The organism is Winogradskyella sp., assembly GCF_025210595.1.
Classification (GTDB): Bacteria; Bacteroidota; Bacteroidia; order Flavobacteriales; family Flavobacteriaceae; genus Winogradskyella.
Window position 1 is genome coordinate 1 of record NZ_JAOARH010000066.1, and the last position, 13425, is coordinate 13425.

The following is a 13425-nucleotide window of genomic DNA, read 5'->3' on the forward strand; positions in this document are numbered from 1 at the left end:
ATACAAAATACTTGAGATAGTTTTGATAAAGTTGATCTTATAGTTTCAGTTCTATAAATTTTTGATTAAAAATAACAAATAATATACAAAACAAAAAAGCCTCACTATTTCTAGTAAGGCTTTTTGTGATCGCGACAGGATATCGAATTTATTTATTAGTATTTATTCTATTTTACTCAATTATACATCAAACACCTTTTAAATATGCCATATATAATACATCTATGCAATGAAAGCACCTTTTTTATTAGCCCTATCAATTTACTAATATAAAACAAAAAGTGACACATAAAATGACATGTATTTTTTATATTGTGTCACTTTTTGTTTAACTTTATAAAAAATACTTTATGGCAAAGCTTTCATACAATATCCGAGAAACAAAAGATGGTGGAGGCACTATTCAGTTATATTTTAACTATGGAACAAACAAAAGACTCCGGTACTCAACAAAGTTCAAAGTTAAGAAGCTCAAAAATTGGGATAAAGATAATTCGAGGGTCAGAAATGTAGCTGATGAACTAGACAGACATTTGATAAACAATAAACTAAATGATCTTAAAACAACTCTTGAAAACAAGTATACTGAATTGCTTGTAAACAAAGAAATCATCAATAATGACATTTTAACTGAGATATGTGACCTTTGTTTAGGAAGAGTAATAGCTGAAAACAAAATTGAATTTTTAGAACTTCTTCCATTTTATAAATGGTTCACTGAAAACTATTCCCAAAATCCTTTAATGTCTACAGGACGACCATTAAAAAAAGGAACAGCTAAAACATACAAAAATGCCTATACCATTCTTAAGAGATTCAATGATGAAGTTTACAAGATAAGTTACAGAAAAATCAATATGGCTTTTTATCAAGATTTTTTAAACTGGTTGTATCTTCAAAACTATTCAAACAATTACATTGGGACGCAAATAAAAATTTTAAAAACGATGTTGAATGCTAGTTTAGAATTTGAACATCACAACAATCTTGAACATAAAAGAAGGTATTTTAAAAAGCCTGTTGAGGAAATTGACCATATTTATCTAAATAATGAAGAACTAAATAAAATTTTTAGTTTGGATTTTACGAATACGAAGCCTATTAGAATAAGTAAATCCCTTTATTTAACACCTGATAAGTTAAATAATGCAAGGGACTTATTCTTAATTTCAGCAAATACAGGCTTAAGAGTTAGTGATTTTCATAAGTTAAATTCTAGAATAGAAAAGGACGGAAAATCCTTCTTTAAATTGATTACAAAAAAGAACAGTAAACCATTATTTATTCCTATAAACTCAACTGTCCAAGCTATTTTAAATAAATATGACAATAATCCTCCAAGTAATATGCCAGACCAACATATAAATTATGCTTTGAAAGAAATAGGTAAACTTGCAAAAATTGATGATCGTGTAACAATTGAAAGAACTATTGGAGGTAAACTTATTAAAAAAGACTATAAGAAACATGAACTTATTTCAAATCACACTGGTCGCAGGAGTTTTTGTACCAATGCCTATATGTCTGGCATACCAGAATCAGAAGTTATGACAATAAGTGGACATTCAACTATTGCAGTCTTTAGAAACTACATCAAGGTAGGAAAACTTGAAAGAGTACAAAAAATAAGTGACTATGAGTTTTTTAATTAAGTTTAATTATATAAAAAGATACGAATGTATATAAAATTTGATTTTAACGATCTTCCAATTAATTATTCTGGAAAAGATTATTTAGATAACTACAAAAACTATTTTGAAAAGTTTAAAAAGAAATATCCAAAAGCCACAATTGATGACTTTCTTGAAAATGAGTTATCCCGATATTTAAAATACTTAAACAATGTTGAGGAACTATATGAAAAGAAAGAACTAATAAACCCGAAAGCTTCTAGAGATTATTTTTTTGACCCCAAACCTGAAGACTTTACAAGGGAAATTATTGATAAGATTAGCAAAAATGAAGAAGAAAGAACCAATATTTATCTTGGCCTTAAGGAAACCTTCACAACAATTAATGATCTGCGAAAAACCCAATCAACTGAAAGTTCTTTTTTGGATTTAAGTGAATCAGACATAGCTTCTAAAATAATTTATTTATATGAATTAGGTATTCTTGAATTCTTGCAAAAAGAATACAAAAACTATAGTGTTAATGCATTAGCCTCCATCATCAGCGGTATTACTGGCGAAAAGCAAACATCTATTCAGTCATACTTAAATCCACTGTTAAACAAAAATGATATTGATGACCCAAAATCACCATATCGAAAGAGTGGAAAAGTTGAAAGCATTAGAAGCAAAATAGTTACAAGAGGCTTTTCCAAATAATTATAGAATTTAAACTTCTAGGGACTCCCTAATTTTTCCCTAAACCAGTTTTGTGGTCATTAACAATATTCGTTATGGCTACAAACAAAATAATACAAATTGAAAGCACAAATTCAAGTGAATTAGTTTCACAGGTAGTTGATGCTATAATACCTTACATTGATAAACTTACCAACAAAGAGCTTCCAATAGATGATCATCTAAATCTCCTTACAAGAGAAGAAACGGCTACAATTTTGAAGGTTACACTTCAAACACTTCATAATTGGTCAAAAAAAGGGATTTTAGTCCCCTTTTCCATCGGTAATCGAATTTATTATAGGAAAAGTGATGTGATTTCAGCTTTGAGACCTTGTAATGACTTAAAACAGATAGGAGGTTCTTATGAAAGCTAAATTAAACAATCGCTATTATTATTTCCTAATTAACAAAGAACTTTATAAAAAATTAAAATTCCAGGTTCATGCCAATAATACAATTCACCAAAAAGGCAAATATCATATTAAGCTAGATATAGCTGCTTACTTTATTCATCTTATTTGCCACAAATCTCTACAAAGAAAGGATAAATTAAAAAACGGCTATGTAAACCTAAAAGCTGAATACCTAAAGAAATATCATGCTAACTATACAGTTTATTTCAAATTTTTAGAAAAAATAGAACTCGTTGAATCTACTAGATCTTATAGACCGAAGCATTATTCTAAAGGATATAGAATAAAGCATGAACTAGATTGCAGTGATTTTGATTGCTATGAAGTTAAAGATTTCTCATTTAGAAAGAAACTAACTAAACTAAATTTAAAAAGAATGCAAACGGCTGATAAAACAACTTATCATTTAACTAAATGGCTAAATATTGACCATTTATCAATAGACTATGACAATGCTATACAATATTTAAAAAACTATAAAGGTCTTCCTAAACAAAAGCAAATACGAAAATTTGCTGTAGAAATAATAAGAACTGGATTAATAGACTATTCTAGAGAAGGCAGAGATAATAGATTGCATTCAATCTTAACCCACTTGCCCAAAGACATGAGAAAGTTCATAAAAACATCCAATAATGAAGAATTAATGGCTTTAGATATAAAGTCTTCTCAACCTTATTTATTTGCAGCCTTGCTTAAATTGATTTTCATAGATAAAGACTTAATTAAAATAGAGGGGCTATATAAATTAATTAAAGATAAGAATATTAGGCAGAGGGTGTCTTCTATTATATCTATTATGATTCATAAAAATCTTGAATACACGGATATACTTGAGATTTCAGAGTTTATAAATTTAGTTGAAACAAAAGACATTTATAATTATATTTCTTCAAATTTCACGGAAAAACTCAAATATGAAATAGAAACTCCGATTGGAATTGGTGATTATTTTTATTGTAAGAATGTAAAAAAAAATAAATACAAACACTTTGACAACTTAAGGGACTACTCAAAGGCTATAATGCTAGAATACTTGTATTGTTCTCCATCCAAAAAAAGAAAACGAAGACAGAAAGAAATCCGAAATATGTTTCCAGCATTAGTTAATGAAATTATTGATTTATTTAAATCTAAGTACAAAGAAGATTTTGCAATTCTTTTACAAAACATTGAAGCCGGTTTAATTCTTGATATCATTACAAAGAATATTTCTCTTATTGATAAGAATATACAACTTTATACAATTCACGATAGTATAGTTACACTTTCAAAGCATGAAGAAATAGTCCTAAGCGAGATCAAAAATATTTATCTCAATTTTTTTGATTGGTTACCTAAAATAAAATCTGAGGTTTGGGTTTGAGTATTTGACAAACGCTCCCTGTCCATAATCCAGGTTTTTAGCCTTAAAATGTTAAAAGATTTTTTCTCTATACGCGATAAATATATTACTAAACCTTGTATTTTTTAAATGTTAAAATTTAGATGATTTTTTAAGGTTTTGCACATTTTAGCTAATATCTTTCTCTAATTATATCATGATATGTAGTCTTGTTTAAGTATTGAGTATTGTCAGAATTTGCATTATGATACACATGAACATTTTTCAATTCCCTATCTATTACGATTAAATTTTCCCATCCATCGTAAAAAGCAAAAGCTCCATTTTTAATTCCTTCATACCTTAAAGCTCTTTTTACAAGTTTATCGCTATCTGCTCTTTTGTATACAATGACATGTTCATATAAAATAATAAACGATTTTTCATTTAATGTCTCAGAAAGATCATATTCTTTTGATTCAGAATTATATTCATAATCGGCAATTTTATTTGTTTTATAGATTCCCTTAATGAGGTTGTTAGGTCTATCTAAATAGTAATTAACAACGTTGTTAGCCTGCTCCATTAGAGATTTAATTTTTTTACTATTTGTAATTAATTCTTTTATTAATTTTTCAGCTTGATCGTATGATAAATTATCAGGATACTTTTCTGTTATTTTAAACGGAATGAGTGATTCTACATAAATTTCAAAGGCTTTAAAATCTCTTATTATGTCTTTATGCTCACTTGCATACTCAATAGCTTCGTTATAATAAGTAAAGGCTTCTTCTCTTACTCTTTTAACTTCAGTTTTATAATATGTGGTTAAACTCTTTTTTTTAGCCTCATATTGTTTTTGTTTCGCTTCTAGAGCTTTGTATAATAAATTAAAGTCATAAGGCTCTACATATTCAGGGTATTCTCTTGGTTTATTTACATAGTTATTTGCCGTACTTTTATTTCCTTTTTTAACAGACCTTCCATCTATAAAACCACGTTGATAACCATCTTTATAGCTATTTGAACTTTCATTAATTGTTGGTAGTGGGCTTATTGGTGGGATTGGTGGGATACAACCATAATCTTGATAACAATATCCCTCCTCATATCCTTTTTGATAACCTATATCGAATTTAGATGTTTGAGCTATCGTCGTAATTGATAATAATAATATTATAACTTGAAAAAAATTCTTCATTTGGGTAATTTTTGCTCACCCAGCTCCAAAGTGAATATTATCAAAAAATAAGCGTGGAACTGAAGCTTATCGTTCAAGAGGTACTGGTATACCTGTCCACAAATAAACTCAGCCCACGCCATTGCATGAGCATTAAGTCTATTTACCTTGTGGACTAAAAATTACCAGTTTTCTTGAACAAGTTAAATAGCTAACGCTTAATTATATTTTAAAAATTGTTTTTCCTTATAGATTTATTTTAACAATCATTTTTATTGACTAACAAAAATAAGTTTAATTCTCATTCATAGTTAAATATAATCTTTTATTCTTCATTATATTTTTCCTCACATTTTTCACAAATTTCAATATTTGATTTATCTACAAATTCCGTCCCACACGATGAGCACTCTTTGATTCTAAGATCCACTAATTTTAATTCAAACTCACCCAGACCTTCTATATCATTACTTGTGTCTATTTTAAAAGTTAAACCGCACCCTCCTTCGCATTCAATATTTTCATTATATGAATGTGAGTCCATTAAGGTAATACTCAAACAATCAGGGCACTCAATATGCAAACTGTTACACCAGTCACAATTGCCACTTGTAACTGAATTATATTCACCATTAGGTTTGTCATCAGGCTTAAATTCATTTGTTAAATCAAGACTACGATCAAATCTAACAAAATTCCCCATTCCCTCTTTGTTTCCATCACAGATATGACAAGTAATAAAGTCTGGCATATCATCATAAAAGTCAACCGTAAAATAAAAAGATTCCATTAATTCAGCTCCATCTATTTTTACACTATCGTAATTATGTATTCCCTCTGGATATTCCCAAACTTCAAATTTTACATTTATATCATTCCCACAATCACACTTAAAATACTCCTCTGCTAAGTACTGATTTTCAGCCCCCATTTTTCTTTCCGAACCACCTACACAATCAAAATCCAAATTGATAGAGGATTCATGGTATCTGTGAATTTCCTCGCAATTACTACACTTAAAACTTAAATACTTACTTTTTGAATTCTTATTATTAATAAATTGATATAAATTCTGAATAGTTTCTTCTTGGATGGAAGAATTAATACGTTTATTAGCCTGGTATAGAAACTGAGGCAGGTTATACATCCAGAAATCAACGGAAGAGTGATCTTTAATTTCCTTTATAAGTTCTTCTCTAGGACTATAAATTCTTGATTCAGTTGCTTTTTCATCTAAATAACACCAATCATTATCCTTTTTAATATCATTTGTTATGAATACAATTGGTTTTTTCCTCTCTTTTGAATATTCTAATATCTGTTTCCAGATTATTAGGTCTCCAAAAATCTGAGTTCCTTGCTTTTCTTTTTTATTAAGATCTCCATATCCCGGTGGGATTTTAAATTCATAACGGTGCTTTCCTTCTTTAGTAATTTCAATAACCTCATCAAATGTAAACTCCCTGCCAACTCCAAAATAAGCCTCTAAAGATTTTAAAACATCATCGTCATCTTCAACACTTATTATTTCTTTTTCAACTTTAGAAACCTCTTTAAGTATTTCTTTTTCAAAAGTTTTATTTTGCTCAATAAAATCTTCAATTTGTTTTTTGAAACCATCTAATAAGTCTTGTCGCAAATGGGGATGTTTATCTCCTTTACTAGTTTCACGTGTGATTTCCTCAACCCTTTTTAAAACCTCTGATTTAACAGTATTCTCAATTTTCTTAATTTTTACCTTTAATGGTTCATATTTTTCTTTTATAGGCTTTTTGATAGTTTTTTCTCTATTTTTCAAATATTCATATTGCACATGAAACGGAAGCCACAACCTCCCGGTTAACTTTTTAAAAATTTCTTCTGATATTTTTTCCCGTTCAGGTTTTGGTGAAAAATACAAGTCCAGTAAAGCTGAGGAGTCAAATACAAAATCGGCATTCTCCCATAAATAAGTTTCTTTCGGCTCATCTATGCGGTATAGCTTAATTGATTCTTTATCCATTTTCTTTATTTTATATAATTAGTTAGAACTTTAAACTATCTTGAATTAATACTAAATTCAACAATTTCAGGTATCGGTTTAATCGTTTGTTCTTCTATCCATTTATTCTCTTTGATTAATAACTCAATCAAATCTTGTGCTTCATCAGAAAATAATTCTCGTTCTAAATTTGTAAATTTTTCTTTTCTCCATTCACTATTATGTTTACCAGATTTCATTGGCTTAAGCATTGGGTTTTTAGGTATTATTAATTTAATCTTCTTGCCTTTTCCCTTTAGTATTTTTTTAATCCTTGCATATATATCTAACCCATGATAGTCCCAATCACAAACATAAAATACTGGATACAAGATTTTCTCTGGGGGAAGTTCTTCAAGTTTTTTTGTATTACTACCTCCCAAATACCATAGTTCTATATGATTTTCTCTAAAAAGCCATGGATCTTTTAGAAAATCGATATTTTCACATAATAAAACATACTTAGGAGTTTTACAGTCAACAACTAATCTCCATTGTTGAGATTTCGGAGACTGCATTGGAAATTTATCTACTCCTAAAATTGTTAAAATATCATTTCGTAGTCGTTTATTATCATCTAAAAACTTTGAATCTTTTTCTTTAAAAAAATTACTTGAAAACATATGTGGTGTTGACAGTGTATCCTTTAATTCTTCCTTATTTTTATGAATAAGTATTAGAGATTTTAAAATATCCTCAGGATATTTGCGCAAAGCAGATATCTCAATACCTACTTTTTCAAAAAAACTAGCATAATATAAATAATGATCTAGTAATTTTTGTTCAAAAAACACATCAAAACCATCTTGCTTTTCAATAATTTTTAGGTTTCCATTTTTGTAATCTATTACCCTTTCTATCTCGTACAAAACCTTTTTAACATACACATTATTCATCAGTCTTAAACGCGTAGTTTTACCCTTATACAGCCTATAAAGTCCTTCTAATTCTCTCCAGGTTAGTTCTTCTCTCATATTTAAGTGAATATTACTGACGGATGGTGATTGGCTCTTTCTTCATCTGCTATTTTGGTAAGCCTATAGACATATTGATTCTCTTTTTTAAGCTTGTTAGGGCTTATAGACAAGGAAATTATCTGATAATCGAAACGCTCGGCTATTTTGCTTAACATATCAAAATTAGAACCTATACCTTCTGCTTCATCGATACCCATAAAACGTAGTCCTGGAATTAATTTTGTATTCGTGTAACTTTCATTCTTTAGAGATAATTTAGCAATACACAATAATGCAATGGAGGTATAGGTTTGCCCTGTACTCCCAGAGTTTCGTTTTCCACTTTTGGTCACGATGCTATAATCTAGTTCATAATAAGAAAATGGGTTTAAGAGTCTTCTTAGTGAGATATTAGGCTCAGGTGTTTTGCTAAACTCTTGATAAGCATATAATAGTTTATCTTCTAAAGAGGGTAATTTTTCATTTTTTGCATTTAAACTTTCCTGATAATCAAACAAACCTATATCGACAGTTGCCAATTTTTTTAAATATTCTCCAATCCATTGTAATGAGACAGTAGTGCTTTGTTTTATCATTAATGAAGCATTGTTATCTCCTGTTATTCTAGTATAGTCTTCCTTAAAAAAACGCTTAATAGATTTATTAATTTCTATCTGATTACTAACTTCTACTTTTAAGGCATCAAGTATATCTTTTATAGCAATTAGTTTATTTTGGTTGATTTTGGCGTTAATCTCAATTATTTTTTCCAAGTAATTCTCTATTCCGTCTAATATTGCTACTTCATTAAATGATATACTTTTAAAAATTTCTGAAGGGAATAACAACTTAGCCAATTGCACAAAAGATTGATCACCTTTTAACTGTTCTTCTTTATCTGTTAATTTGTAAGCAATTAATATAGCCTTCAATTCTTCCCAATAATTTCTATTAGCTTTATTGTAAATTTCATAACTATTATTATAATCTTCATCACTCAATTTTTCAACCAAATCCACTTCCTTTACATAAGGATATCTCAGTTCTAAGGTTTCTAATTCTGTTTTGTATGCATCTCTTTTTCGTATAACTTCTTCTATTTCATTTACAGCTTTTAAATTATCGTTTGCTTTTCTATATTTTTCTGTAAAGTCTATAATAAATTTATTATTGTCGACTGAAATATTTGCTATAGGTTCAATCTCTATCTTTTCCTCTTTAGCTATTTCTACAATACGAGTTTTATTCCCTTGTATGGACTTAGTTTCAAAAACACTTAAATTTTCTTGTAGATTTTCATACTGTCTTATTTTTTTACGCACATCATTTAATTCTTTCTCCTTTCTTGCAAACATTAAAAGGACACTTTCTTTTTTAGCATATTTTTCTATTTCTATATTGAAATTGAAACCTTCAAAAGAAAGAAACACTTCCTTTCCTAATTCTACTTCTTGCTGTAAGTTATTTCGATTATGCCATACCTTTAAATCTATTTCTGGTTCTCTTAAATGCTTCAAAAGAAAATCACAAAGATGTTTTTGAATTTTTAAAGCCTTTTCTTTCTCTTTCAGTTTTAAACTTAGATTTCTATTGTTAGACTGAAATATTTCTTTTAATTCATCAATATTAGCCGTATTAAAAATTGGAGGCTTTTTTCTCTCTATAAAGATTTGAAGACCAGAAAGATCTATCCAAAAACCAGCTTCATCAGAATTACCCCCTTCATCTTTTAGTGTTTTTAGAATCTCATTAGGATCTGGCAAATACTTACTATCTGAATTAATTTCTTCTGGCCTACTAGTTTCAACATCAAAAAAATACCTTAGAATACTCTCTTCTCGTATATTGAAGTTTCTTTTTTGATTCAATACCCAATATGCCATTGATTTTGGGTTTTCGTAATCATTAAAATTTATCAACTCTTTGTACTGCTTTATCTGAGCTGTGTTATCTAAAATTTCCTTATTTAAAGTATCTACTATTTCCTTAAATGTTTTTTGGTGATCGAGTGTATTAAAATCGTCTTCTAACCCCTGTAATTGTAGTTGGTTCTTTATTTCTTGATACCTGGATATTTGGTCTTTATTCTCTATATACTTTAAATAAACAGTTTTTAATTCTGTTTCATTTTTAAGTGTTAACTTTTCTAAGGCATTATCAACGTGATTAATGAAGTCTATAGTAATTTGCAAATTATCACTTCCTATCTTAAGTGGTTTTTCTTGTATTGTGACTTCAGTAAGTTTAGAATCACACTCCAGAAGTGTAGTTTCTTTTAGCTTGTTTAAAGCATTTATACTCTCTTTAGCTATAAAATAATTATTTAAGGCTTGTTTTATATTTCTATTTAGTTCTTTTAGTCTATTAGTTTTAAAGTTATATTCTACATTATGAAATTTTATTGCAGTATTGTCTTTAACAACTTTGAGGTCTCTTAATTTTTTTAATAATGCATTTTTTTCTTTTATATCTAGATATTCCTGATGATTTTTTCGGTGGCTTGTTATGGAGTCTTCCATCTGCTTTTCTGCTTCCCGAAATTGATAGTAAAACTTTGTTCCAGTATGCTTTCCATGTAAAAACTCTTGCAAATCCACATCATTTTTCACATTGATTCCTCTACGAGCAAATGCTTGTAATATTTTTGCATAATCTTCTAAATCACCATTATTACTAAATAGATCTATTGGTAGTATCTTGCTCTTATAAAGGACTTCGTGATAGTCTTTAAATAAGTTAAATATCTTACATCCTAAATTATCACTTGTGTTTATGTGTCTATTAAACTCTGGTAAAGTGAGCCATTTATTATCTTTTTCAAAAGTTGCTACTGTTATTGGTTGATCAAATGGTGTGAGCATATCTTGTTCAAAATCTAAACTTTTCTGAACAATAAATGCTTGTGTTTTTTTAGACCTCCTTTCTATATAACAGCCTACTAATACAAATTTTTCTTTAGCCACTTCTACATTAAGATAGGCATAACCATATTCTCCTTTATCGGGTGTTTCTATAATAAGGCTAGTATAAGGTCTATCATCCTGCCCTTGTGTTGAAGATTGATATTTTGTAGAGCCTATAAGAATAAGTTGTATCAAATCGGTAATAATACTTTTACCAACACCGCTTTCTCCTGTAAAATCGGTTCTAAAAGGATGAAATTTATAATCAAATTCTTGATGATGTATAATATTAATGGCTCCTAAACTGTATATACGTGGGTATTTTTTCATTGATAACTTTCTATTATTGTGTCAATTTTAGGGATCACATCTTCATACAGGTTTATAATTCTATGAAAGGAGACTCTGAGTTCAAATTCATCCCCTTTATAATCCAACCAAGCCAATTTTCTAAAATGCTTTAAAGCTCTATCTATAGTATTATCAATAGCTTCGTCATCTTCAAAATTATCTTTATCGGCAGAAGATTGAGCAATAAGCTTTCTTAAACCAGGTTTAAACTCATCATAATCATTCCTTATAGTTTGTTTTAATTTTTGAATAGAACTTAATTCTAAGTTTCCTTCAAGAAATAAGATTTTGTACATAATCAACCCGATAATGATAAACTCATTTTTTAGGTGGTCTCTAAATGCTTGTGATATACTCCCTCTACTCGAATCATTAAAATCTAGAAAAAAGAAAGAGTCTGCTTGCATATTTTCTTCTTTTAAACTTATTCCATAGAAACGTTCATAATATGAGTTTATAGAGTTCTTATGCTTCTTTAAAAATCGGTAATACGGTATTTGGCTTCCATAATTTTGAAAATGTTCCCCATCTTTTAAAGCATAATCTAGTTTCCCAAAGTATTGCATTGCATCTTCATCTCTTAAAAATGTTAGATATTTTATTTCTGAACTATCATTGTTTTCCATAATGCTGTGTTTGCTTTTTCTACCAAATTAGTGTTATCAATGTTTACACTATATTTATTGCTATTATGTGCTTCTTCTATTACTCTAAAAGTCACTTTTGTAGCTATCGTAAAATTATTGGTCTCGTCTAATACTGAAAAAAATCCTTTAGAAATGTCTAATTCCTTACGTTGTTGTAGTTGCGCAAAAAACAATTGTACCCAATCTTCGATAACCTGTGTTTCTCGGAATGCCGCTTCAAGAATATCTTTATTTTGTGTCTCTATTTTTGGGTTTCTTTCATATTTCTTTCTTGGCTTTGCTTGCGTTGGAAATAAACTACGATCCCTGTCAATTACAATGTATTTACAACGTTTGTAATTTGTAGTTTTAGCTTCTATTTCTTTTGGTAATATTATCTTTTTATCATTTACCTCTAATGTTGAATATTTTAGTAAAAAACGTATGAATCTGTCTATTTTCGCACTATATTCTGGTTGACTTAGTATAAAGAAAAGTTGCTTTATCTTTGGCTGTATTTTATCCAATCTCCTATTTGTATTTCTCAACCTACTTTGTACATTATCAAAAAACCGAGTAGTATTTTTTATGTAATCTAATATTGTTTTTTGATCTGTCTCTATTTCTATTAATAGAGTGCTAATGGAATAGGTTTCTGAAAATGCAGCACGTAATTCTTCATTTTTTTTCTGTATATCTTCGAGATCATCACTTACTGTTTGTAATAATTGTATTGGTAATTGTTTTTCGGCAAGTGTATCATTTCTAAGTTTCTGAACTGCTTCATCAATTTGTCTATCTAGAAAATCTATTTGCTGTTTAAGGTTTGGGTGAAAATTTTTAAAATCTATTGTAAACCATTCTTCTATTTTAATATCATCTCCAAGACATTCCTTCAATTTATGCTTTAGCTGAGAGCATATTATCTTTATTTCTGTAGGCTTTAAGGAACCTTTCAAAGTCTCTTCTGCTATTCTACAAAATTTCACACCGTATTCTTGAAAAGAATAAAGCTGCGTTTCATCATCATACTTAATAAAAAATTTTTGAAGTTTATTGATACGTTCTTTTAAATGAAACACCCTTTTTTCTCCTTCATTTAGAGTAGATTCAAATATATTACGAATCTCATTGGCACTAAAAGCATCATTCTCATAGTTTCCGGCTTTTACACTCTCGTATAAATGAGCGATTACAATACCTTCCTTTTCATCCGGGTACAACTGCTTGTATATCTCTGGCTTTGATATTTCATCAATAAAATTAAAAATTTGTGATTCTTCTTCCTTCAAAACCTACTT

The 13425-nt window shown here is 28.8% G+C and carries 10 protein-coding genes; 4 read left to right on the top strand and 6 right to left on the bottom strand.

All coding sequences use genetic code 11. From position 1 onward, the window contains the following. Positions 1-350: 350 nt before the first annotated feature. The 4 genes from N4A42_RS06930 (at position 351) to N4A42_RS06945 (ending at position 4130) form a co-directional block, all read left to right on the top strand. Positions 351-1652 (top strand): phage integrase SAM-like domain-containing protein, encoded by a 1302-nt coding sequence (locus tag N4A42_RS06930; protein ID WP_294071819.1) that lies wholly within the window; start codon positions 351-353, stop codon positions 1650-1652. A gap of 24 nt (positions 1653-1676) precedes the next feature. Continuing rightward, a complete protein-coding gene (locus N4A42_RS06935; RefSeq protein ID WP_294071822.1) occupies positions 1677-2330 on the top strand; it encodes a hypothetical protein in 654 nt (217 codons plus the stop codon). Positions 2331-2404: 74 nt separating this feature from the next. Further along, complete coding sequence (locus N4A42_RS06940; protein ID WP_294071825.1) at positions 2405-2725, top strand: helix-turn-helix domain-containing protein; 321 nt, start codon at positions 2405-2407, stop codon at positions 2723-2725. Further along, positions 2715-4130, top strand: coding sequence for a hypothetical protein (locus N4A42_RS06945; protein WP_294071828.1), 1416 nt, complete (start codon positions 2715-2717; stop codon positions 4128-4130). Before N4A42_RS06940 ends, N4A42_RS06945 begins: the two co-directional genes overlap by 11 nt. A gap of 151 nt (positions 4131-4281) precedes the next feature. Here the strand turns inward: N4A42_RS06945 and N4A42_RS06950 are convergent, their stop codons facing one another. The 6 genes from N4A42_RS06950 to N4A42_RS06975 form a co-directional block, all read right to left on the bottom strand. Beyond that, positions 4282-5289: a hypothetical protein gene (locus N4A42_RS06950; RefSeq protein WP_294071831.1), complete on the bottom strand. Its 1008-nt coding sequence runs from the start codon at positions 5287-5289 to the stop codon at positions 4282-4284. A 304-nt stretch (positions 5290-5593) separates the two neighbouring features. After that, a complete protein-coding gene (locus N4A42_RS06955) occupies positions 5594-7270 on the bottom strand; it encodes a PIN-like domain-containing protein (RefSeq protein WP_294071834.1) in 1677 nt (558 codons plus the stop codon). Between the two features lie 35 nt (positions 7271-7305). Beyond that, positions 7306-8262, bottom strand: a complete 957-nt coding sequence (locus N4A42_RS06960; RefSeq protein WP_294071837.1) for a hypothetical protein — start codon at positions 8260-8262, stop codon at positions 7306-7308. A gap of 2 nt (positions 8263-8264) precedes the next feature. Next, positions 8265-11477 carry a hypothetical protein gene (locus N4A42_RS06965; protein WP_294071840.1) on the bottom strand — a complete coding sequence of 1071 codons (3213 nt, stop codon included), beginning with the start codon at positions 11475-11477 and terminating at the stop codon, positions 8265-8267. Continuing rightward, complete coding sequence (locus N4A42_RS06970) at positions 11474-12124, bottom strand: hypothetical protein (protein ID WP_294071843.1); 651 nt, start codon at positions 12122-12124, stop codon at positions 11474-11476. The genes N4A42_RS06965 and N4A42_RS06970 overlap by 4 nt, the downstream gene beginning before the upstream one ends. Further along, a complete protein-coding gene (locus N4A42_RS06975; RefSeq protein WP_294071846.1) occupies positions 12097-13416 on the bottom strand; it encodes a hypothetical protein in 1320 nt (439 codons plus the stop codon). The genes N4A42_RS06970 and N4A42_RS06975 overlap by 28 nt, the downstream gene beginning before the upstream one ends. Positions 13417-13425 lie beyond the last annotated feature (9 nt).

Bases quoted from the DNA above. Each gene is read 5' to 3' on its own strand.
- N4A42_RS06930 (WP_294071819.1), top strand. From the start codon at position 351: ATGGCAAAGCTTTCATACAATATCCGAGAAACAAAAGATGGTGGAGGC.
- N4A42_RS06935 (WP_294071822.1), top strand. From the start codon at position 1,677: ATGTATATAAAATTTGATTTTAACGATCTTCCAATTAATTATTCTGGA.
- N4A42_RS06940 (WP_294071825.1), top strand. From the start codon at position 2,405: ATGGCTACAAACAAAATAATACAAATTGAAAGCACAAATTCAAGTGAA.
- N4A42_RS06945 (WP_294071828.1), top strand. From the start codon at position 2,715: ATGAAAGCTAAATTAAACAATCGCTATTATTATTTCCTAATTAACAAA.
- N4A42_RS06950 (WP_294071831.1), bottom strand. From the start codon at position 5,289: ATGAAGAATTTTTTTCAAGTTATAATATTATTATTATCAATTACGACG.
- N4A42_RS06955 (WP_294071834.1), bottom strand. From the start codon at position 7,270: ATGGATAAAGAATCAATTAAGCTATACCGCATAGATGAGCCGAAAGAA.
- N4A42_RS06960 (WP_294071837.1), bottom strand. From the start codon at position 8,262: ATGAGAGAAGAACTAACCTGGAGAGAATTAGAAGGACTTTATAGGCTG.
- N4A42_RS06965 (WP_294071840.1), bottom strand. From the start codon at position 11,477: ATGAAAAAATACCCACGTATATACAGTTTAGGAGCCATTAATATTATA.
- N4A42_RS06970 (WP_294071843.1), bottom strand. From the start codon at position 12,124: ATGGAAAACAATGATAGTTCAGAAATAAAATATCTAACATTTTTAAGA.